We start from the raw sequence: 24,069 nt of genomic DNA, 5'->3' as shown, positions 1-24,069 counted from the left end.
TGGTTTAACTAGGGTCAAAGATAAAAATTTGACTAATACGTTGTTACAAATTATAAAAATATTTTATGTGTATTGTAAAAAACGTATGCTTAACCAGGCCATTAAACCTGCTCCGGTTGTAATTGCGTGCTCATCCACCTTGAATTCCGGAGTATGCACATTAGAAGAGCGTCCGGTTCCCAACCGGTAAAAACAAGCCGGAATTTGCTGACTATAATAGGCAAAATCTTCTGAAGTCAGTCGAGGAGGAACATGCATAATATTCTCATTTCCAATATAATCTGCAGCGTACTTAATCCATTGGCCCGAAGCCTCTACCTGGTTAATCAAACACGGATAACCTTTCTCTATGTTCAAAACAAAATCAGCACCAAATGCAGCACACTGTGCTTTTAATAAAACCTTTATTCTTTCCCAAAGGTGTATTCTTAATTCTTCATCCATACAACGGAGTGTACCTTCCAAGCGAATTTCATCCGGAATGATGTTTGTCGCGCCTCCAAGGGTATTCACCTTGCCAAAACTGAGTACTGCTGGGGCAAACGGTGCTTTTTCCTTACTGATTAAGGATTGGGAAGCTATAAGAAAATGGGATGCAACCTGGATCGGATCAATACATAAATGCGGCATACCCGCGTGTCCCCCCTTTCCGGTTATGGTAATGTAGATCTCATCGCAGGATGCCATTGAATTTCCTGGACATATTCCGGCAGTTCCGGCCTCCATATTGGGTTGAACATGTTGACCTAAGATGAGATCAGGCTTTGGATTTGTCAAAACCCCTTCTTCTATTAAAAAAGAGGCTCCTCCCGGCAATTTCTCTTCACCTGGTTGGAAAATAAATTTTACAATCCCACCCCATGAGGATTTGGTATGATTTAAAATATAAATGGCCCCGAGCAAACAACTCATGTGTACGTCATGTCCGCAGGAATGCATTATACCTTCGTGTACAGAGGAAAACGGAAGGTCCGTTTTTTCTGTGATGGGTAAAGCATCCATATCGGCACGGATAGCAATTACTTTGTCCGATGTGAGCCCACCGGTAATTTGTCCAACAATGCCTGTTTTGGCCCAACCAGTTGTGTATTCCACCCCCCAGTCGGTAAGGATTTGACCAATTAAAGCAGAAGTTCTGTGTTCTTGGAAAGACAACTCAGGATGTTTATGTAGATCTCTTCTGATGTTGATGATTTCAGGACCAATACGCTCTGCTAATGATTTTATATAATCTGATGTAATTTCCATGGGTTCAGGCATCTAATTTATTGATATTTTTAAGACAAACATCCAAATCCATCCAAACAGAGTAATATAAAGCATAGTAAGTGGTAATTTGATGAGACAGATCCAATGTTTCTGCACTTTGGGTGACTGCAGTTGGGGCAAGTATTCCTTTTTTGATCACAGGTATTTTTAAATCCTGAGCCAATTCCGATGAATATCCAACCCATGATTTTGAACCAATCAAACATGCCCAAATATTTTGTATAAACTTTTGCTTATTGGATTGTAAAAAAATAAAAATCCAACCAAACATTAGCAAACCCAAGGAAAAGCAAATATCAAAAACTCTTTTTTGTCTGCGTGTCACTTTTTGATTTAAAGGGTATTGCAAATCTAAAGTATACAATTCCGCCGGATTATTTTTAGAAGGGCTTCCGATCAATCCTCTTCCACTTTCTGTCAGCATCTTCACTTCAATTTGTTCCGGAAGTCCGGACATGATGTTCATTACATTTTTTAACGAAGAAACGGAAGGACAAAAAATCAATTCATTCACTTTTAATTCCTTTACTAATTTTTTCCAATAGTCGTTGTTGGCGCTGAGCTGTTCGGATTGCACTCTACTCACAATTAAATAATCCAGCCTGGAAACTTTCAGTATATCATTAGCCTTTATCATTTCTTCTGGCTCACCTACTATGACAATGTTTTTTCTCTGGTGACTTCCGATTCCCCAAAAATTCAAGGCCAGCTTGTTTAAAATCATTCTGCTTAGTATTGCATACAACAACACGAATGCAAAAGAAAACAATAAGATCATTCTGGAAGAGCGCAAAGTTTCCGGCAACAAGGAGTAAATCACTAAATTCAATCCAAAACCTGATATTACACTAAGCAAAAGATCTTTTGACTTAAATCGCTTTTCATAAACTCCTGAAAGAAAAAAAGAGATCAGCCAGATACTTGTAAATAGAGCTGCATTGGCCCAGAAAGCAAGAGAAGAAAAATAATAGGTATTTTTAAAATAAACCAGCGACCATACTTTTTTGATGAGAAAAATCCCACTTAACATCACCAAAGCATCTAAGATCGGCATACTTAGCGTAAGCAACAAATTGCGCAGCCACGACAATAAACCTTTCAATAAAATTCCACAACGGATAAAAAATAAAAAACCATTCAGTCCATTACTTTTGAAATATTTTTTTGAAAAAATCAACATGGCCTGATAGAAGCTGTGGTAATAATTCAGGTTTGATTTTTTGGTACTTTCCCCTTTGTAGTGAATTATGGATGTATCCGCCAGGTAATAATTTTGGTAACCTGCAAGAATGATTCGATGGGACAGATCAATGTCTTCACCATACATAAAAAAAGCTTCGTCAAATCCTCCGATTAGATTCAGTATGGATTTTCGGGTAAAGAAAAAAGCGCCGGTTAGAATATCTACACGATGATCAGATGCATAATCCAATTGTCCCATGTAATAGCCATTGAAGAATTTTGATTTTGGGAACAACTGGTTCAATCCCGTCACTTTACAAAAGGAAACCCAGGTGGTAGGAAAACCTCTTTTGGATTCAGGCAGAATTTTACCGCTTCCATCGATCATTTTTACGCCAAGTGCTCCTGCCTCCGGATGCTCATCCATAAACTTGCAACATTTTTGAAAGCAATCCTCTGAAACCACAGTGTCGGGATTCAGAAAAAGTATGTACTCTCCTTTCGCTTCCGCAAGAGCTAAATTATTGGCTTTAGAAAAACCCAAATTAACTGAAGATTCGATCAATTTAACTTGAGGAAAAAGGCTCTTCACCATGGTGCAGGAGTCGTCCATTGAAGAGTTGTCTACCACAATAATTTCACCTTGAATTCTCTGCAAGGCCACCAAAACCGAACTCAGAGCATGTTCCAGAAAATGCCTCACATTGTAATTGACAATTATAATGGACAGTTTCAAACTGTGGAATTGTCTTTTATAAAATATGGCGTTCTTGCGGCTATGGATCTGCTTAAAGTAAATTCATCCGCATACTCCAATTCAGAGCCAAAGGAAATCCCTCTGGCGATCAGACTGATTTTGGTTTGATCTGTATTTACTTGTTTGGTAATGTAATAAACCGTTGTATCACCTTCAATACTTGGGCGTATGGCCATTATAATTTCCTTTGGCTGTTTTTCCTGAATTCTTTTGAGTAAGTCATGGATGTTCAGTTTATCCGGTCCAATCCCTTCAATAGGAGAGATCAATCCTCCCAAAACATGATACAAGCCTTTGTATTGTTGTGTTTCTTCAATGGCCATTAGATCTCTTATGGATTCTATAACGCAAATGGTGGTCTGGTCTCGTACAGGATTCGAACAAATTTCACAAATTTCTTTATCGGAATACGAAAAGCAAAACTTACACACCTGCATCTGATCCAGCATGTCGGTTATGGCGGAAGCCAATCTGTGGCCTTTAGCAGAATCCTGCTGGGCCAAAAAAATAGCCAACCTGAGCGCAGTCTTTTTCCCTACTCCGGGAAGCATGCTTAAGGCCTCCACGGCATCCTGCATTAGCTTGGATGTATATTTCATACGCCTAAAATTAAGAGTTTTCTTAATATGTAAAGGTACAATTCTATACATTTTATCACTTAAGTGTCCGTGAGCGGTTAAAATGATTAAAATCCATTAATTTTGTCACTGATTATACATCGAACTAAACATTTAAACGGAGGAATATGGCTGATATCATTAGAATGCCCAGATTGAGCGACACGATGCAAACAGGGTTTATAAGAACATGGCATAAAAAAGTTGGTGACTCCGTCAAACCAGGCGATGTAATGGCAGAAGTGGAGACCGATAAAGCAACCATGGATCTGGAAGCTTTTCAGGAGGGCGTAATTTTGCATATTGCTGTTCCGGAAGGGAATGTAGATGTAGATGGTATCATCGCTATCATTGGAAAGCCGGGTGAAGATTTTAGCAGCCTGCTCAGTGGTTCATCTAAAGAAACCGCAGCTGCACCGATTGTTGAAAGTTTTGCTGCTCAGCCATCCAGTGTTTCCCCACCCGTTGCAGTGGTCGGTTCTGCAGAACCCCAAAGAATTAAAGCATCTCCTTTGGCAAAATCCATTGCAAAAGAAAGCGGAGTCGATTTAACTACGGTGAAAGGTACCGGGGAAAATGGCAGAATAGTTAAAAAAGATATTGAGAGCACTATCTCAGCGCCTGTAAAAAGCAAGCCGGCTGTGGGTACTTCTATTGCATATGAATCAAAGGGAGATCGTGAAGTGTTGGTTAGTCAAATGCGTAAAACGATTGCCACCAGATTGGCAGAAAGCAAATTTTCCGCTCCCCATTTCTATCTCAAAACCGAGATCGATATGGATCAATGTGTAGTCGCCAGAAATCAAATTAACAAAATGGCTACTGCTAAAATTTCTTTCAATGATTTTATCACCAAAGCTGTAGCTGCTGCAATAAGATTAAATCCCGGGGTGAATGTTTCCTGGTATGGCGATAAGATGGTCTTCCACAACGACATTCACATTGGTGTGGCAGTGGCAATAGAAGACGGACTTGTGGTTCCTGTAATCAGAAACACTGATCAAAAAAGTCTCAGTCAGATTAATGCGGAAGTGGCTGACAAGGCAGTCCGTGCTAAAGAACGAAAGCTAGGACTTGACGAAATGCAGGGGAATACCTTTACCATTTCCAATTTAGGGATGTATGACATAGAGGATTTCACGGCCATAATCAATCCGCCAGATGCTTGTATACTTGCCGTTGGGTCTATTGCTAAAAAGCCTGCAGTTAAGGATGACCAAATCGTAATTTCACATCGGATGAAGGTGTGTCTTTCCTGTGATCACCGTGCAGTAGATGGTGCAACAGGCGCAAAGTTCCTTCAAAGTCTTAAGGCGTTTTTGGAGCAACCGGTGAACATGATTCTCTAAATTTTACAGAGACATAAGGCGGTTTACGTTTGCTGAGTGCATTGATCAGGGCACTAAAAACTGCACCGATCTCCCCGAATATTGAGCCAGGTATATACCACTATTGAGATGTATGTCGTAGGTATTTAAGCCTTTAGTTGGAAGCTTTGTGGCCAAAAGTTTACCATTCATATCCAAAATGCTAAGTGGACTCTCCTTTTCGTTTAATATTTCTACCATTAGTTTTTGCTGAAAGAAACTAATCTTAAAGTCAACTGATTTCTCAGCATTGGTGGGAAGGTCGATACCGGTAACCTTGCAATTATTGCTCAATATCCATTGATATGCCGCGGTAAGAATCTGATTTCGCCTTGGAAAATCAATGGTGTGACCGATCCCGGACATTAAAGTATCCTCCACACAAGCCGAGGTCTTAGAAAATGTCTGCAGGGCCGGATAATATCTGGTTTGGGGTATATCCTGGGCTCCGTGAATGATATAGATATTTTTAGAATGGGCATTTACAGCCAGGTTTTTAATTTCTGCATCGCCATTGATGGCCGCTCCAATGGGTATGAGTCCTTTGAATTTTTCAGGATGGCTAAGACCATAAGTATAAGTCGTTAATCCTCCCCAGGAAAATCCCATTCCGACCAGTAAGTCTTTTCGGTAAGTATACCATGTACTCACTGAATCAAGTAATGCGGTGGTGAAGGAGGTATCTTCGTCATCGTTTACTCTGCCATCTGATCCACCATCCGGGCAAATTAGCAAAACATTATTGATTTCCGCGAATGCGACCAATGTATCCCTCCAAGATTGACCATTCCATCTTGCAGTATTCAATGGATGGAAGGCCAATACCGCATTTCCTCCTGATTTAAAGCCAGAAGCGAGGTAGAGCGAATACTTTTGCGGGGTAGCTCCATTCAAAGAAAAACTTCCATCTATTTTTTGTTGGGCATTCAGACCTGATGACCAAAGAAAGCCACACAAAACAAAAAAGAAAAGTATTAAATTGCAATGTGCAACTACCAAATTGATAAATGCTTTACTTTTCATTAAAAAAATCATCGTAAGGATTTTTGTTTTCCAGTTCCTCACGTTCTGGTCGCGGACTGTCCAAAACGAGTGGTTTATCTCCGCTTACCAAAACTTCTTTTTCTTTCCCAAGAATTTTAGAAACGCCCTCTGTTTCCCACTTCTCCAGCATTTTGAGGCCCTCTTCTTCAAAAACCCCATTCTGCAAATCCACGGAAGACATAAAGTTTTCAGACAATTCCATAAACTGCTCCATCTCGCCTACTTTCATGCTTACATCGTCTGCCATGGCCTCTAATGCTTCATCAAACAGGGCCCTTTGGTCTTTATCTCCGGTGATGACACTCATCGCTGAACGCATGGCTGAATGGCTGGCATGTATGGCAATTCTTTCCTGTTCTTTCAATTTCACCTGGTCAGAAATGTCTTCTGCCATGATTTCAGAAGTCTCATACATTCTGTTTAAGACCTTGTACAGGATTTCCATTTTTCTGTACAGATCATCCAGTTTTATATTGGACTCCTTAAGTCTTCCGGCCTGACGCGTTTTCAAAACCATGACAGATTCCTGATTGGTTTTTTGGGCCTGGGCAGCCTGATCGAGACTTGAATTGATTTGCTTTTTGTTGTTGTAGATTTGTTCTTTGAGGATATGCATCTGGGATCGCAGCTTGGTGATCTGCATATTCATTTTACCCAAATTGTCCCTTAAGTCTTCAACGTAAGATTTTAGGATTCCGATCGGATCAATTTTTACAAAAATGCTGGTGATCCAGCGCATGGCACTTTTGTACATATACCAGGTCAGATTTCTGGTCTTCGGATCCAAAACCATATAGATAATTGCGCCCAACACCAAAAGCATTCCGGACAGATAAAGTAAATTTGAAGTAAGGCTGATGAGTAAAGGCAAAAACTGATACAGGAGATAACCTCCACCTATGATAAGTCCGCCCAAAACCAACCCACCGGTAACGCCTTCAGGCCTGTTCCAGAAATTTTTCCTTGGAGTATTTAAGTTCATATTTTCTTGGCACTTTGTTAAAGATAATTAGACATTTCAGCGACCGTTTTACTTCAGATATTTTTCCATTTTCTGAATATCCGTTCTGATTTCTTCTACAATATTTTGATAGCTAGCTTTGAAATTGGCTTTGTTTGCCTCTACTTTCCGACTTACGCTGCCAAGCTCTTCCTGCAAATTGGTTAATCTGGTTTTATCTGTCTCCAACTTCGCTTTCAACTCTTCAATTTGTTGGGTGATTTTTTGTACCTGATCCTGAAGTTGGGTTTCTTCAGATTTTTTGGAAGCCAGCTGCTGATTGAGGTAATTGTTGGCAGATTGATTGAAATTGGTTTCTTCAACCTCCAGAAGCGAAAGGTATTTATTTGCCGAACTGATCAGACTTTCGTGACTTACATTCATGGATTGTGCAGCGGCATAAGCTGTTTTATACTGCGTCGCTTCATCCATGGTGTGTAATTTTGCGATCGATTGGACTGCCTTACGGTACTCAAAATAATCAAAACCCGGTAAATTGTTTTTCTCCAGAACACCAGCAAGAATCTCTAAAAATTTCTCATTTGGCTGGCCGGAAACCTCAGATTTAGGAGGATTATCATTGGTTTGAGTTGCGAGAGTTTCTGGATTTGAATTTTCAGATTGCGCCGCAGAGGCATTCTCGTCCGGAACAATAAAAATGGATTTGATTTTGTCTAGAATGGGCATAAATACGAATCAATCATAAATTTTAGCAGGAGGTACAAATTTGCGTTGAAAAAATGAATTCTGTGCGTCCGGCTTCAAAATAAATGGTTATAGCCAAATAAAATTAAGAACTGGAGTTCCATACATGCCGTAGTGGGCATTTATCTTTAGCGCCCTCCGGAAGAACCCATACCGCCGCCATCGCCATCGCCTTGCTTCAGATCGTCATTCAGAGCACCTTTTTTCTTTTTTTTCTGAGGAGCTCCAAACTCCATTTTTCCAAATCTGTATTCTACACTAGCTCTTACCCCCCAGCCTTCTATTCGATTTTTTGAGGAGAAGCTAAACTCAGGAGATTGAAAGCTGGAATTGATGTTCATCCAAGGATGAAAAACATTGTCCAGACCAAAACTGATGGCGCCCTTCTTTTTCCAAAGTTCTTTTCGAGCACCAATATTGTAGACAAACCATGTAGCTTGCTTCCCTTGTGTGGTCAACTTAGGTGAATTGTAAAAACCAAAAACGGTAATGCCCCAGGTTGGTGTAATGTTTATATTTCCAAAAATATTCATATTGAAGTTAACTGCATCATTCCGTACATCTGCAAATCGTTCACTGGAAATTTTTTGATAAAAAATATTTACGGTTGAATTCAAAATTATTTTTCCGAGTTTCATCACCCCACCATTGATGCTCATTCCACTGGAATAACCGGTAGAAAGGTTGTTGTAAGTTGCATTGGTGACCCCTAAAGAATCTACAAAACGATAATTGTCGATTAAATCTGTTGTTGTCTTATGATAGACATTGATGTTAATGCTGTTGAAATTCTTGGAATAACCCCAGGATGCTTCGTAGGAATCCGTTAACTCAGGAGACAATTCAGGATTACCGTAAGAAATATTTGTTGGGTCATTAAAGTTAACATAAGGATTCAGGAAGAACATTCCAGGTCTTTGAATCCGACGGGAATAAGAAATTTTGGCTGTAGAAAATTTAGATAAATTATAGGATATCAGACCAGATGGAATCCAACTTGCGTAATTGTTGTTAAAACCACTCTCCCCTATTTCATGACCATCAATAAATGTATGTTCATACCTCAAACCTACACGTCCTGTAATGTCTTTGGTAATTGGAAATGTTACCTGTCCATATCCTGCAGCTACATCCTGTGTGTAGTCAAAGTAATTGTTTCTTCTGGAATCTCTGATGAGTTGGTTGCTGGCAAAACTTAAAGTATCGTAATAAATATCGCTGGTAACATCTCTTAAAATCGTCTTTACACCTGTCTCCAAATTAATTTTCTTGGTAATGGGATGAATGTAATCCATTGCAAAAATCAGCTCCTTATTGTCGCTGTTGTTTGGGCCAACTTCTCTAAAGTTTAACAAGTCAAACTGATTGAACTGATCCGTTTCATAGTCACTTTGTCTGCTGCTGATGGAATATTGGGCAGAAGCGGTGAATTCGCGATCAGAATCTTTGTCAAATGTTTTTTTGTAATCCAAATTGATGTCGCTTCCGATGGTCTGGTTGTACACTTCACTGACTCTGCGGAAACCAAATGGCAAAACTTCACTTTCTGCACCTTGAAAAGTGCTGAGATCATTGTTGTTGGAAAATAAATTCAAGGGTACCCGAAGCGATAGCGTAAGATTATTTTTTTCATTGATGTCGTAATCCATTCCACCCTGCAGAAAAAATCCTCCTCCGAGGTTGGAAGAATTTCCTTCTTGTTTCAAAAACAAAGTATCCGCAGCAAAAATATTTTCCCTTGTGTTTAATGTCGTTCCCCTACCTCGCCATAAGTGTCCGCCAAAATTTCCATTGAAACCAATCTTCCCGGTTCGGATGGAAAGATTAGAACCAAGGAAACTACTTCTGGATCCTGCACTTGCGTTGAATCCTCCTGATACACCCTGGATTTTTTTAGATTTGGTAACTATGTTGATGATACCGGCAGTGCCTTCTGCATCGTATTTGGCACCGGGTTGTGTGATCACTTCTACTTTTTGAATGACATCTGCTGGAATCATTTTCAAAGCATCCTTTACAGAAGAAGCCATGATGGAAGAAGGTTTTCCATTGATTAGGATGGTAATGTTGGAAGATCCTCTCAGGGATACATTTCCTTCGAGATCTACAGTAAGCAAAGGCGTTTTACGCAGTACATCTGCTGCATTGCCTCCACGTGACGTGATGTCACGCTCTGCATTATACACCAATCTGTCAATTTTATTTTCCACCAACTCCTTTTGGCCTGTTACGGTCACTTCTTCCAATTGGGTTGTACTGGGTTGCAATAGAATTTTACCAAGATTGTGCTCGCTCAAATCCTTATTAATTTTATACACGCCAATCGTGCGTGTGTGATAACCCAAAAATGAAATAACTAATTCATACTTGGCATTCTTTAATTCTTTGAATTTAAAAATCCCATCTTCTTCTGTCAAGACACCATCGACCTCTTTGTGTTCTAATGCTTCTCTCAAGATCACATTGGCATAACCAACAGGTTGTTTGGTCACTGAATCTAAAATGACCCCACTGATTTTACCTACACCAGGTATGGCTTTAGCGGCCATTGGATTGCCAAATTGTGCGGAAAGTAAAATACTGTAAAAGAAAAAAACAGATACCAAAAAAGGCTTAAAAATATACATAGAGCTGGATTAAGATACAGAACAACAGCAAACCTAAGGACTTGGTTCGTCTAAGTTTAAAGATATCGACCAAACATAAAAAACCTCAGACAAAACGACTTTGTCTGAGGTTTTTAAAATTTTATAAAATCAATTTTACTTCACCGGAAATGGCGGCGGAGCGGGTTCTTTGAATTGTTTGTTTTTCATTTGATCCATGATGTAGCGGATGGCTTCATTGAGTTGCTGGTCTTCTCCCATAAACTCCTTTGCAGGATCGTTGTCGACTACAATGTCCGGATCTACTCCATGGCCTTCGATTTCCCAACGCTTTCCTTCCACATCGTATCTTGAGAATTCCGGCCTATTCAAAATTCCTCCGTCTACGATCGGAAGCGTTCCTCTAATGCCTACTACACCACCCCATGAACGTTTACCAATCACAGGTCCAAGTTTAGATTTCTGAAATCTGTAGGCAAAAATATCTCCGTCACTTGCAGAATATTCATCTATCAAAGCTACTTTAGGGCCTATGACCTGATCCGCCGGTTCGAAGACCGGAGCAGCATTTCTTGCCTTGGTCACTTGAACCGGTTCACGTTTTAATCTCTCAATAATCATAGGAGAAACATTACCTCCACCATTGCCACGGTCATCTATAATCAAACCCTCCTTATACAACTGAGCGTAAAAATATTTAGCAAATTCGTTCAAACCTTCTGGTCCCATATTTGGGATGTGCAGGTAGCCTACTCTGCCGCCGGTGGCTTTGTTTACTTTTTCGATGTTGTTTTGTACCCAGGTGTAGTAAATTAATTTCTGCTCATCCGCAATTGGTATTACAGTTACCTCGCGAGCGCCAGTTTCTGAAGCTGCAGAGTTTAATTTCAAAGTGATTTGTTTATTTGCTTTACCAATCAGCATAGAATAAATGTTGCTTACATTTTTGGTAGAAACGCCATTCACTGCAAGGATATAATCACCCTCTTTTGCATCTACTCCAATTTCTGTAAGTGGTGCACGAACATTCTTATCCCAATTCTGGCTTTTGAAAATTTTATCTATACGGAAATAACCGGATTTATCTTTTGAAAGTGTTCCTCCAAGTAAGCCCATCGGAATGCGATCTGCTTTTACATAATCACCACCACCTACATAAGCGTGACCACAATTTAATTCTCCGATCAGTTCGCCTATGATGTAGGTAAGATCAATACGCGTATTTACATAAGGTAGCAATTCAGCATACTGGTCTCTTAATTTCTCCCAATTCACACCATGCATTCCCGGATCATAGAAGAAATCTCTCATTTGTCGCCAACATTCAAAATAAATTTGTTTGAATTCTGCCTTGCGGTCTACCATGGTTTTCATATCTGAAAGATTCAGTGCAGACTCCAGTGTAACTTTAGCCGAAGGAAGATCCACAATGTAATAATTCTCTCCGGATAAGATCATCATTTTTTTAGTGTCTGCACTGATGGTGTAGGCTCTTGTTTTATCGCTGATTTCTGTTTCTTTCTGTGCCTTCAAATCATACATAACCAATTTGTTTGGTTCTCTCATGGACGATTTGAAATAATAGATTTTATCCTCTACTGATTGCAAACCAAAATAATTTCCACCGGGCCCCGGAATCTCAATTACCCTGTTTTCTATACCAAAGAAATCAATTCCGGACACCTTAGTGCTGTCAGAATTTTTATCGGATTTTTTCTCTTCTTTCTTTTCTTCTTTTTTAGATAAATCTCTGACCGTTACTTCATCCGATTTTGGTGCAAAAGGATTTTTTGTATTGGATCTGAGTGTGACCATGTACACTTTTGAAAGATCAAAATATGCGTGATTCCACTCCAGGTTATTGTACGATGGGCTGAATGTTCTTTGGGAAACAAAATACAAATACTTTCCATCCGAACTGAAACAAGGACTTGAAGAATCAAACCATGGTTCGGTTACCGGATGGGTAGATTTATCTTCCAAGGCGTAAATATGGATGACCGAATTTCCTTTTCTGACCGGGTTGGTGTACGCTAAATATTTACTGTCGGGTGACCAATTGTAATCTCTTATTTCAAAGACTTCTGAAGAGGCGACAACCTCTTCTTTTTTTGTTTTAATGTCTACGTAATACAATTTCTGATTGCGGTCACTGTAGGCTATTTTGGTACCATCCGGTGACCATGCCATCCCATACTTATAACATTTACCTTTTTGTGTCAGTTGTTCGGCGGCACCTATTCCATTGGAAGGAATGATGTAGACTTCATCTTCTCCGGTGACATCACTGATGTAACCGATGTATTTACCATCCGGTGACCAGGCCAAATCTCTTTCGTGTGCATTAGAGCTTGCAGTAAGATTTCTGATCGCACCATTTTTTGCGGGGACGGTATAAATATCTCCTCTGGCAGAGAAACAAGCACGGTTGCCATCTGAAGAAAGATCCCAACTAAAAATATTTTCCTTAACGGAAACGATTTTATTTCTGCCCATGGAAAAATCTTCATTGATCTGAATGCTGATTTTCTCCACCTTGTCGTTACTTAAATTAAGTTTATAAATGTACCCGCCATTTTCAAAGACAATGGCCTTGTCTCCAAGCGAAGGAAACTTCACATCGAATTCTTTAAATTCTGTAAGTTTTTTGGTTTGCTTGGTCGTAAAATCGTATACAAAAATGTTCATTCTTTTATCGCGATCAGAAACATAATAGACTTTGTTTCCAGCCCACATCGGGATGATATCCTGTGCATCATTGTCTGTAATTTTGGTGGTTTGTTTGGAAGCAAAATCATAGATCCAAATTTCATCCGCCTGTCCACCTCTGTAACGTTTCCAGGTCCTGAATTCCCTGAAAACTCTGTTGAAAGCTATCTTCTTTTTATCCGGTGAATAACTGCAAAATCCACCATGAGGAAATGGCAATTGTTCCGGCATAGAACCATTGATATTAGCAGTATATAGTTGACCTTTCCAGTCGTTGAAATCTCGCCATCTGGAGCGATAGATAATGGTTTCCTTGTCCTTCCATCCCATACAGATGTTGTTGGGTCCCATACGATCAGAGACATCATCTCTGTTCAATGTGGCGGTGAACGTAACCCTTTGTGGAATTCCACCTTCGGCCGGCATCACATATACCTCCGAATTACCATCATACTGTGCCGTATAGGCTATTTTCGAACCGTCCGGAGAATATTTTGAGAATATTTCCACTCCTTCATGATCGGTTAATCTTCTTGCTGTACCGCCATTGGCATTGCAAGTGTACAAATTACCTGCATAAGTAAAACAAACGTTGTCTCCATAAATAGTTGGAAATCTCAGCAACCTGCTTTCTTGTGCACGGAGCATCATCAGACAGCTGACAAAAAAGAAAAAACTGAATATTTTTTTCATAAAATTATTTTATCGGCGAATGTACGAAGATATTCGTAAATGAAAATAAAAGGCGAGAAAAGAATTATTGTACCGGTTCTGCTTCTACTTTTTCCAGAATTTCTTCCAGCACCTGACTTTGCTGTAAAATCATGGTTTTAAGTTGATCCACAACTTGTTCCAGTCCCTGATTTTTGTTGGAGGGTGGATCTAAATGGGTACTGATTCTGGCTTTAACCTGCCAGACCTCTTTTATCTTATCCGCTTCGAGTGCGTAAGAATTAAAATTTGTATTGTCCGAATGGAGTAACAATTTACGTTCGGTTCGGAGCAGATTGGTAGGACGCTTTACCACAACATCGGTATGACTAACGAACACATATAATTTATTGTCCCTGATTTGTTTTTCCCAATGGAAAGGATGAACATAAGCACAAATGATTAAATCACCCTGCATCAGTGTAGGATCCATACTTTCTCCGCTGACTTCAAAGGAACGCATGGTACCATCTGTCTTGAATTTAAAATCCGGTAAGTTATACCGTGGCAATTCATGGATGTACACCGGATCTGAAAATCTTCCACTATAACCGGCCTGTGCCACCATCGGCACATGAACAATCTGTTCCTTGTTCTCGTGGTCGGCGACAATAGTCAGAATGGAAAGATCCTGGCCGGTATCCACTTTAAGAATTTTTGGCCCTGTTCCGGTAAAAAGGAAATGAGGATTGAAATGATAAACCTCTACCGCTTTTTGCACCAATTCCAAACTTACGTCCCGTCGTAATTTCAGGATTTCATTAAAAGTCTGGGGGTAGGATTCGAGTGCAACGGCAAACTGTCTGGCAGAACGAAGTTGATGGGTATCAATCAACTCCTGATAACATTGAATAAAACGTTGACTTACAATGTTATTCATATTATCATATTGGTTTATCTAATAATATGTAAAGATATGCTAAGCAAGTCTAATTTTATATCATCGTGATGAAAAATTTTACAAAATGAATCTTAGGTAATCCCCAGGTGCAGGAATGACGAAAATGGTAACAAAGAAAACTGCATGAGAGACTAGCTTCTTGCAAATGTGCTTCTCCAAAAATTATTGGTGCCTGGTTTTACCAGCAACAGCTGAAAACTTCCCTGAGGCAGGTTCTTGAGATCAATATCCAAAACTTTTCCTTCCTGTACCTCAACAGACTGATTGTACAAATTCTTACCATCGTTGCTGAACACATTCAATTGCCAGTTACCTGTCTCTGCATTGGTACAAAGAATTTGAATTTTGTCCTGGATGATGGAATTCTTAAGTTCGAATTGTTCGGCAGCTGCAGTAAGATCTCTGCTCGCCACTTCAGTAGTGTTGGGCTTATATTGAATGCTGACTACATTGCCGGAAGTATCCGTGCTAACCAGGGCAATCAGACCCTTGGACTCGTTGCTTCTGAAGGCATAAGAAACATTTTTTCCGGTTGGAATCAATCCTCCCACAAAAGCCCCTGCAAAGGCTGTAATGTCCTGCCATCCAAGCAGTCCCAGACGCGCATCTATGGCAAAAGTGGTATTGGTCGTTACTTTCTCACGGATGACATCCCAGGTTTTTAGAGGGAGTTTCACTTTTCCCCAGGCATCAGAAAGTCGCTCTACATCAGTAGTCAATCTGATTCTAAAAGAATCCGGTTTGATTGGCCCCGGAATCTGGCTCAGCAAACTATCCGGTACAAAGCTGGCAGGAAATGGAATGGTTACATCTGTTTTATAATTCAGTGTACTGCCAAAAGTAGTGGGCGTATTGAAGACAGTAACCGCTTTTGAATAGACGGTCGGTTGATTAAATCCCGGAATTGGACCTCCTGCCCTGTTGGCAAAACCCAATTCTTCAACTTTATTAGCGCTCAGGCGATAAAATGTTTCTCTGGCATTAGTCCTTAACATGGCATTGGCAGTAGGAAAACTGTTATATGCAGGGCTAAGCGCAGGATCACGATAAACTTCGGATCTTCTTCCTTGATTTTGCAAAAAACTTAGGTCCCAAACCTGATCTCCCGCTGGAAATCCAAGTGCTAGGAATGGCACGCTGGTATCCAAGGCATACGCAAAAGAATCCCCTAATACAGGGACTACTTTGTTGGTGATGGTGATCTGAGCGGAAGCAGATGTAAAAAGACAAATGGATAATGCAAGGGATAAAATTAATCGCATGTAGGTAAGTTTAGAGGAGTGATTGCAAGGATACAAAGTTACTGTATTCCCCGTTAAATTTAATTAATTCTTCGTGGGTGCCGGTCTCTACGATCCGACCTTCCTTCAGTACAACGATCAGGTCTGCATTCCGGATGGTGGACAATCGGTGCGCAATTACAATGGCCGTGCGTTTTTTCAACAACTCTTCAAGGGCCGCCTGGATCAGCGTCTCCGAAGCCGAGTCCAGCGCTGAAGTAGCCTCGTCGAGAATAAGGATTTCCGGATTTCTGAGTACTGCTCTGGCGATGGTAAGCCTTTGCCTTTGGCCTCCACTGAGTTTAACGCCCCGATCGCCGATATTGTATTCCAGGCTTTTGGAAGATTCTGCCACAAAATCCGCGGCATTGGCCAATTTCAATACTTCCCAGATTCGTTCATCTGAATTGCCTTTCTGACCAAATTCCACGTTGTTCTTAATCGAATCGTTAAACAATATAGGTTCCTGGGTCACCATGCCCATAAGTCTTCGCAAATCTTCCACCTCAATCTTGCGGATGTCCACTCCGTCTATGCGAATGCTACCGCTGCTGACATCATGAAACCTTGCAAGTAAATCTACCATGGTGGACTTACCCGAACCACTCGCCCCTACGAGCGCGATGGTCTGCCCCTTGTGTATTTTTAAGTTGATTCCGGAGAGGACTTCTTTTGGATCATTCGGGTATACAAAAGAAACATCTTCAAATTCTATGATCGAATCTAAGCTTTTTTTGGTGATGGCCTGGTCGTCATTTTTTATTTTAATGTCCAGGTTCAGAATTTCATTAATTCGGTTGAGGGCTGCCACTCCTTTCTGCACATTGAAATAAGATGCAGACAACATTTTGGACGGCTCAATCACATTGAAAAATGCATATAAAAAAGCTAAAAAAGTGGAGGCGGCAATTTGATTGGAAAAAACGAGCGAGGCACCGTAAGACAGAAGCAAACAAACGATCACAATTCCCAAAAACTCAGACAAAGGCGGAGCCATTTCCCTGCGTCTGTTGATGTTGATGAGCAAGTTTTTATACTTCTCGAGGATGGCATCGAATCTGGATTTTACGTAGGACTCAGCTGCGAATACTTTAATCACTCGAAGCCCACCAAGACTTTCCTCCTGCAAGGAAATTAAGTCTCCAAATTCCTCCTGTGCATTGAGCGATTTTTTCTTAAGTGTTCTCGAAATACCACCGATGATGAAGGCAGTTGCTAATAAAAGTATCAGTACAAATAAAGTAAGACTCGGACTCGTGTACAGCATGAAAGCTATACTGCCCAGAATGATCAAGGGATCTTTTACCCAGGACTCGAAAGTCGCCAATAAAGTCCATTCCACTTCATGAACATCCGCAGTCATACGAGCGATCAAATCCCCTTTTCTTTCTTCAGAAAAAAAGGACATTGGTAGATCCATCATTTTCGCAAATAAACGACTGCGGGTATCTTTCACCATGGCTGCCCTGACCGGGGTCATGAAATAAATGGCCAGATAGCGAAACAAATTTTTCAGAAAAAAAACGGATCCGATACAAATACAGACGATGAAAACCGCCTGTGACTTATCCTTGGTGGACAACCATTTGGCAAAATCATATTTTAGTTGGCTGATCAATCCGGCTACTCCTCCTGCGTCCACCGGTGGTTCCGGCACAACCAAACCCTGTTGGAATAACATCTCAAAAAGAGGGATTATGGCAGGTATGGATGCTACTGTAAATATCGCTGTCAGCAGATAGCAAACAAAATGCAGAATGACCAGGCCCTTGTACTTTCCTACCTGGCTGATGAAATTAAGAAAATCTTTCAAACTATTGAATCAAGGAAATATGCGGTAAACTGATTGAATTACTTGCCTGGTTTTTCTGGTTCGAGAACAAATGTATTTAAGAATCCGGTGTTAAAATCTCCTGATCTAAAAGCCTCATTCCTCATCAACTGCTTGTGAAAAGGGATGGTCGTCTTGATACCTTCCAGTATGAATTCATCCAATGCCCGCTCCATCTTCGTAATGCATTCCTCGCGGGTCTGTGCCTTACAGATGAGTTTGGCAATCATGGAATCGTAATATGGCGGAACGGTATAACCGGAATACACGTGGGTATCCACACGGACTCCATGGCCTTTGGAAGTATGCAGGGTGGTGATTTTACCCGGGCAAGGTCTGAAATCATTGTACGGGTCTTCCGCATTGATTCTGACCTCAATGGCGTGCAGATTCGGGATATAATTCTTTCCGGAAATTGGAATTCCGGCAGCTACTTTGATTTGTTCTTTGATCAGGTCATGATCGATTACTTCTTCTGTCACTGGATGTTCCACCTGGATTCGGGTATTCATCTCCATGAAGTAAAAGTTGCGGTATTTGTCCACGAGAAACTCGACAGTACCGACTCCTTCGTAGTTGATGGCTTTTCCGGCAAGAATTGCGGCTTCCCCCATTTTATCCCTCAACTCAGGGGTCATAAAAGGAGACGGACTTTCTTCCACCAGCTTCTGATGACGTCGCTGGATGGAGCAATCTCTTTCTGAGAGATGGACTACTTTGCCATACTGATCTCCTACGATTTGAAACTCTATGTGCCGTGGTTCTTCCACGTATTTTTCCATATAGACTCCGTCGTTGGTAAAAGCTGCTTTAGCCTCCTGACGGGCCGTATTCCAGGCATGTTCAAACTCCTCTTCCTTCCACACGATACGCATACCTTTTCCCCCACCGCCGGCAGTTGCTTTCAGAATGACAGGATAACCGATTTCAGCAGCCACTTTTTTCCCCTGCTTGGTGTCTTTCAACAATCCTTCAGAACCGGGAACAACGGGAACACCACATTTGATCATGGTATCCTTGGCGGTTATTTTATCCCCCATTTTACGAATCTGATCCGGTGTGGGGCCGATAAATTTTACGCCATATTGGGTGCAGATCTCTGCAAATTCCGCATTCTCTGCCAGGAATCCATAACCAGGATGCACCGCATCCGCATTGGTAATTTCCACAGCTGCCATGATCTTGGGGATGTTGAGGTAAGACTGGGAAGAAGCAGGAGGTCCAATACAGACCGCTTCGTCTGCAAATCTCACATGAAGGCTTTCCCGATCGGCCGTCGAATAAATCGCTACCGTCTTGATGCCCATTTCCTTACAGGTCCTGATAATCCTCAAGGCAATTTCGCCTCTATTGGCAATCAATATTTTTTGAAACATGCGTCTAAATGCTGATTAAAAAATTAGGGCTCTACAATAAATAAAACCTGATCGTATTCTACCGGTGATGCGTCCTCCACACATACTTTAACGATGGTTCCCTTTACCTCCGATTCAATTTCATTAAAGAGCTTCATGGCTTCAATGATGCAGACCGTCTTACCGGACTCGATCTTATCCCCCACTTTAACAAAAGGTGGTTTGTCCGGACCTCCGGAGCGATAGAAGGTACCCACCATCGGAGATTTTATTTCGATTTGTTTTTTACCGGATTCTGGAGCGACGGCCGAAGTGGGTGTTGCTTCCAGGGCTTTAGGTGCCGGTGCGGCCTGATGCTGGGTCGGCTGCATGGTATAGGAAGGTTGGTAGCTGATGGCCTGCATTTCAGGCATTTTTAAAGCCTTCTGGGTCTTTATAGAAAGCTCAAACTCACCATCCTTCACCTTGAATTCAGCCAAATCGGATTTACTCACCAGGCGGATTAATTCTTGAATTTCTTTAAAGTTCATTGTTTTTGTTTTTATTTGACTCGTTCGATATACTCTCTCGTACGGGTATCCACTTTAATTTTTTCGCCCTGTTCGATAAACAAAGGTACTTTGATCTCCGCGCCGGTCTCGATAGTGGCCATCTTCATGGCGTTGGTGGCGGTATTGCCTTTTACACCCGGCTCTGTATAGGTTACTTCCACCACAAGATGCGCGGGAAGCTCAGCAAGAAGCGGTGTATTTTTCTCTGCATGATACAAAACTTCGATCTCCATTCCTTCTTTCAGGAACTCGCCATTGTCTATCAGCTTGTCACTCAAAGACTCTTGTTCAAAGGTCTCTGAATTCATGAAATTATAGCCCATATCGTCTTTGTAAAGATACTGAACTTTTCTTCTTTCCACTCTAACTTCGTTGATGGTATGTCCTGCGACGAAAGTATTCTCAATGACCTTACCTGAGGTCATACTTTTCAATCTGGTCCGCACGAAAGCATTTCCTTTTCCGGGTTTGACGTGCTGGAATTCCACAATGACAAAAATGTCGTTGTTGTAATCCATGCACATTCCATTTCTGATATCTGATGTAGTTGCCATAAATTAAGCTAAGATTATAAATTTTGCGCAAAGATAAGCCGATAGTACATAAAAAAAAGGAATCCAACGAATTGGACTCCTTTTTATATCGTTTTGAAGCCGGAACGTAGCTTATCTTGGTACGAGATTGAATTCCGTACGGCGGTTGAGGAATCTTCCGGTTTCTGTCTTGTTGTCTGCGATCGGCTTGGTCATCCCGTATCCCGTGTAAGACAAGCGGTTCTGGTCCAAACCTTTGGAAACCAGGTACTCGTAGCACACTTTGGCCCGTTTTTCGGAAAGCTCCAGGTTGAATCCCGGGCTACCGGAGTTGTCGGTATGTCCGCCGATGGCAAGGTTATAGTCAGGATATTTTTTCAGGATTTTGGCGATTTTATCCAGAATGGAAAAGGACTCTTCTTTTAAGGTAGCTCGACCCAGGTCAAACTGGATTGCTCGCATGGCAAAGTCCAGCACTTCGAGATCCTTTTTCTCGATCAGCGGGCAGCCTTTGTTGGATCGTGGTCCGGCCATGGTAGGGCAATCGTCCACTTTGTCCTGGATGCCGTCGCCGTCCGTATCCGGACAACCTTTGAACTGCATCAATCCGGCTGCAAAAGGACATTCGTCCATATCGTCTTCAATACCGTCTTTGTCGGAATCTTTTTTGGTTTCCGGGCAACCACCTTTGGTCTTCAGACCCGGAATATCAGGACAACGGTCATCCTTGTCAGAGATACCATCGCCATCGCTGTCAGGGCATCCATACAGGCTCGCCAAACCAGCCTTATCCGGACAATGGTCTTCCTTGTCGGGAATGCCATCGCCATCGCCGTCTTTCTCCGGACAGCCTTTATTTTCTACTAAACCTTTTATATTAGGACATTCGTCGTCGTTATCAGACACCCCATCTCCGTCTGCATCCGGACAGCCATTCAACTCCATGACTCCGGCCGTATCCGGACATTTATCTTTACTGTCCTCTATCCCATCGCCATCCGTATCCTGGCAGCCATAAAACTTAGCCAAGCCGGCAATAGATGGACATAGGTCCAGTTCATCTGCTACACCATCACCATCTGAATCCGTCTTCATCATTTCCATCACTGGTTTATCTGCTTTTTTGTTGCCAAGGAAATACACCAGACCAAAAGTATGCTGGAGGTGATCTTCCCAGTCGATGATGCCCAGTCTAAAGTCGGACTGTAACTGCAGGAATACCTGTGGATGCAATTTAACATTCAGGCCAAGTCCTACCGGAATCTCCATCCCAAAGGAGCGGCCCATAGGAAATAAGCTGTTCAAGCCAGCGGTCAGAAAAGGATTGACCCACCAACTCTTCTTAAAGAAGTGGTATTGGCCGAGAACGCCCACGGACAAAAGAGGAGATCCTCCCCCATCCCCGATGGAATCCACATATCTGCCCAGAGCCAAAGGTGCGGACAAAACAAAATTCTTAGAAAATCTACGGAGATATGCGAGTTCGAAGCCATCAGCCATATCCTTCAGGGCGGCGGCATCCTTGTCTCTCAGGGTATTGTAGTCTATCAAAGTCTTCTTGGCACTGAGCCCTTGCTTGAGTTCAAATAACTGAGCGTTCACAGGGCCTGCGAGGCAAGCCAGGAGTATCAGGGAGTATAAAAACTGCTTCATGGTAGCGGATGATTAAATTAAACATACAAAGATATGTTTAAATAATTAATTCAAATCAATATACATTAGGAATTTTGGTTATATCTTAAAATGAATATTTTGGAGCTGCAATTATGAATCGGGCTTAAAAGGACCCGATCCAATTAAGTAAGATGAACCATAAGATCGGTTCCCTTCGTTTAAAAACACACCTTTATAATTACTTTTCAATGATTTTTGTGGTAAGTTTTGCATTTAACACCGAAAACTGATCATTTTATTGTGGTATCAAAGTTTCGCTGAAATATAAAGGTACAATCGGAATCGTTCATCCCGCTTCCGACAAAAGAAGATTATTGAATCCCGGGGCTTTCAAAATTCCATTATCCCATCGATGTGCTTCCCTTTTAAAAATAAACAGACCTCACAAATAAAAATTGCTAAAATTTATTTAATTTTGAAAAAAGATATGTACACCTTTTGTTTCACCAATCCCTACACTGATAGTCAGACTTGTGCCATGATGTGGCAGATATAACGGAGTTAGCAAACATTTAAATAAATAAATTATGATAAAAGGTTACTTGTTCTTTTTGATTTTACTTTTTTGCAGCATTACTTCGCAAGCTCAAATAACTGATGTAATAACAGACCAATCTCTCCCTACAGCTATGGCATTAAATGGCAATGACTTGTATTACATCGAGAATGGAAATGATAGAATACGCAAAATAAATATTTCAGATACAAATCCTACACCGACAGATATGCTTACCGGCCTAATTGATGGAGTAGATTTATTAATATCAGGCAATTATCTTTACATCTCAGATCCAGGTGATGATAAAATATTAAAATTAGATATCACTCAAGCAAATCCTATTGCAATGATTGTAAAACAAAATATAGAATCTCCCCTAGGAATGGCTATCAAGGATAATTTTCTATATGTTTGTCAAGGCAGTCTTCGCAAAATATCTAAAATAGATTTAACAATTGCTGATCCACCTCTAATAACTGTTGTATCAACAGGTGTTTTTTCTTCATTTTTCGCATTGAAGGGAAACGATCTTTACTATTCTAATTATTATGCAAACAAAATTTCAAAAATAGATGTTACTAGTCCAAATCCATTGCCAGTTGATGTTGTTATTAATTTAAGTGGCCCTAATGGTATAGTATTTAATGGAAACGATTTATATATCTGCGAATCAAATGGAAATAGCATCTCTCGGAAAAATATAACTAGTAGTGGCCTTTTAACCACTACTTTGTTAACTGGATTAAATAGATCCGGTGATTTAGCATTCAGCAGTAATAACATTTTATATTTCTCTCAAGTATATGGCAATAAAATATCCAAATATTCCGGTCCATTATCAATACACGAAAATGGGAAATTAGATTTAGAGCTTTTCCCAAATCCTTCAAGTGATTATTTACAATTATCAAATTTATCTGAAATTGTAGAGTATAAAATTTTCAATATATGGGGAGAAGAAATTCAAAAGGGAAAACTTTCTGAAAATGAAAAAATTGACATTCGTAATTTTAGCAATGGTATTTATTTTCTAAGAATCTTCAATGAAGATAATATAACAATGAAATTTATAAAAAGATAAAAGCGTGTACTAACTGCAATTTGGCAATATGGCGGGTTTTGGGCTCAATTTAAAGTTGGTTTTGTACTTGAAAAGACAGTTTTTAACCGAAAGTTTAGGCTTCAATAATGCGCCACATCGTCAAGCTGCAATCAATTGAGCAAACACTTGTCATTCTGCTGAAAGAAAAGCTTCTGCCATAGAAAATCATTAATTGATGTCTACTATTTTTGGAAATTATTTTATTCCAAAAATTGAATAAAGATGTGTTCTAAAAAGAATTGGATAGAAGAGTACAAATCTTTCATGGTACTTATGTATAATCCGGAGCAAAGTGACCCACCCTAATCCTTTTCATGTTGACCCCACCATTCCGGTGAAACTGACTGCTTAATTTTTCAAAATCAGAGAATTTTAC

The 24,069-nt window shown here is 40.7% G+C and carries 17 protein-coding genes; 2 read left to right on the top strand and 15 right to left on the bottom strand.

Going from position 1 to position 24,069, the window contains the following annotated elements; translation table 11 throughout:
• Positions 1 to 63 precede the first annotated feature (63 nt).
• From IPJ83_11330 to recR, 3 genes are read right to left on the bottom strand one after another with little or no spacing between them, the layout of a single operon-like run.
• A complete protein-coding gene (locus IPJ83_11330; GenBank protein ID MBK7881135.1) occupies positions 64 to 1,248 on the bottom strand; it encodes an amidohydrolase in 1,185 nt (394 codons plus the stop codon).
• Positions 1,249 to 1,252: 4 nt separating this feature from the next.
• Positions 1,253 to 3,187, bottom strand: a complete 1,935-nt coding sequence (locus tag IPJ83_11325; GenBank protein ID MBK7881134.1) for a glycosyltransferase — start codon at positions 3,185 to 3,187, stop codon at positions 1,253 to 1,255.
• Complete coding sequence (gene recR / locus IPJ83_11320) at positions 3,184 to 3,807, bottom strand: recombination protein RecR (GenBank protein ID MBK7881133.1); 624 nt, start codon at positions 3,805 to 3,807, stop codon at positions 3,184 to 3,186. The genes IPJ83_11325 and recR overlap by 4 nt, the downstream gene beginning before the upstream one ends.
• A 146-nt stretch (positions 3,808 to 3,953) precedes the next feature.
• Here recR and IPJ83_11315 point away from each other — a divergent pair, with 146 nt between their 5' ends.
• Complete coding sequence (locus tag IPJ83_11315) at positions 3,954 to 5,174, top strand: 2-oxo acid dehydrogenase subunit E2 (GenBank protein MBK7881132.1); 1,221 nt, start codon at positions 3,954 to 3,956, stop codon at positions 5,172 to 5,174.
• A 45-nt stretch (positions 5,175 to 5,219) separates the two neighbouring features.
• Here the strand turns inward: IPJ83_11315 and IPJ83_11310 are convergent, their stop codons facing one another.
• The 12 genes from IPJ83_11310 to IPJ83_11255 form a co-directional block, all read right to left on the bottom strand.
• Positions 5,220 to 6,227 (bottom strand): T9SS type A sorting domain-containing protein, encoded by a 1,008-nt coding sequence (locus tag IPJ83_11310; protein ID MBK7881131.1) that lies wholly within the window; start codon positions 6,225 to 6,227, stop codon positions 5,220 to 5,222.
• Positions 6,205 to 7,218 carry a hypothetical protein gene (locus tag IPJ83_11305; GenBank protein ID MBK7881130.1) on the bottom strand — a complete coding sequence of 338 codons (1,014 nt, stop codon included), beginning with the start codon at positions 7,216 to 7,218 and terminating at the stop codon, positions 6,205 to 6,207. The genes IPJ83_11310 and IPJ83_11305 overlap by 23 nt, the downstream gene beginning before the upstream one ends.
• Before the next feature lie 48 nt (positions 7,219 to 7,266).
• Positions 7,267 to 7,923 carry a hypothetical protein gene (locus tag IPJ83_11300; protein ID MBK7881129.1) on the bottom strand — a complete coding sequence of 219 codons (657 nt, stop codon included), beginning with the start codon at positions 7,921 to 7,923 and terminating at the stop codon, positions 7,267 to 7,269.
• A gap of 146 nt (positions 7,924 to 8,069) precedes the next feature.
• Positions 8,070 to 10,568 (bottom strand): TonB-dependent receptor, encoded by a 2,499-nt coding sequence (locus tag IPJ83_11295; GenBank protein ID MBK7881128.1) that lies wholly within the window; start codon positions 10,566 to 10,568, stop codon positions 8,070 to 8,072.
• A gap of 135 nt (positions 10,569 to 10,703) precedes the next feature.
• The gene (locus IPJ83_11290) at positions 10,704 to 13,949 is read right to left on the bottom strand and encodes a PD40 domain-containing protein (protein ID MBK7881127.1); all 3,246 of its coding nucleotides are present in this window, start codon (positions 13,947 to 13,949) and stop codon (positions 10,704 to 10,706) included.
• A 64-nt stretch (positions 13,950 to 14,013) separates the two neighbouring features.
• Entirely contained in the window at positions 14,014 to 14,847 is an 834-nt protein-coding gene (locus tag IPJ83_11285) for a peptidase S24 (GenBank protein ID MBK7881126.1), read from the bottom strand.
• 152 nt (positions 14,848 to 14,999) lie between these two features.
• Positions 15,000 to 16,130 (bottom strand): hypothetical protein, encoded by a 1,131-nt coding sequence (locus tag IPJ83_11280; protein MBK7881125.1) that lies wholly within the window; start codon positions 16,128 to 16,130, stop codon positions 15,000 to 15,002.
• A 10-nt stretch (positions 16,131 to 16,140) separates the two neighbouring features.
• Positions 16,141 to 17,961: an ABC transporter ATP-binding protein gene (locus IPJ83_11275; protein MBK7881124.1), complete on the bottom strand. Its 1,821-nt coding sequence runs from the start codon at positions 17,959 to 17,961 to the stop codon at positions 16,141 to 16,143.
• Between the two features lie 38 nt (positions 17,962 to 17,999).
• The gene (gene accC, locus IPJ83_11270) at positions 18,000 to 19,355 is read right to left on the bottom strand and encodes an acetyl-CoA carboxylase biotin carboxylase subunit (protein MBK7881123.1); all 1,356 of its coding nucleotides are present in this window, start codon (positions 19,353 to 19,355) and stop codon (positions 18,000 to 18,002) included.
• Between the two features lie 23 nt (positions 19,356 to 19,378).
• Positions 19,379 to 19,864, bottom strand: coding sequence for an acetyl-CoA carboxylase biotin carboxyl carrier protein (gene accB / locus IPJ83_11265; GenBank protein MBK7881122.1), 486 nt, complete (start codon positions 19,862 to 19,864; stop codon positions 19,379 to 19,381).
• A gap of 11 nt (positions 19,865 to 19,875) precedes the next feature.
• Positions 19,876 to 20,439 (bottom strand): elongation factor P, encoded by a 564-nt coding sequence (gene efp / locus IPJ83_11260; GenBank protein MBK7881121.1) that lies wholly within the window; start codon positions 20,437 to 20,439, stop codon positions 19,876 to 19,878.
• A gap of 111 nt (positions 20,440 to 20,550) precedes the next feature.
• Positions 20,551 to 22,071, bottom strand: a complete 1,521-nt coding sequence (locus tag IPJ83_11255; protein ID MBK7881120.1) for an OmpA family protein — start codon at positions 22,069 to 22,071, stop codon at positions 20,551 to 20,553.
• A gap of 548 nt (positions 22,072 to 22,619) precedes the next feature.
• Here IPJ83_11255 and IPJ83_11250 point away from each other — a divergent pair.
• Positions 22,620 to 23,672, top strand: coding sequence for a T9SS type A sorting domain-containing protein (locus IPJ83_11250; protein MBK7881119.1), 1,053 nt, complete (start codon positions 22,620 to 22,622; stop codon positions 23,670 to 23,672).
• Positions 23,673 to 24,069 lie beyond the last annotated feature (397 nt).

Source organism: Candidatus Vicinibacter proximus, assembly GCA_016713905.1.
In the GTDB taxonomy this organism is placed as follows: domain Bacteria; phylum Bacteroidota; class Bacteroidia; order Chitinophagales; family Saprospiraceae; genus Vicinibacter; species Vicinibacter proximus.
The sequence above is the reverse complement of the archived record's forward strand: the minus strand, read 5'-3'. Positions and strand labels throughout refer to the sequence as shown.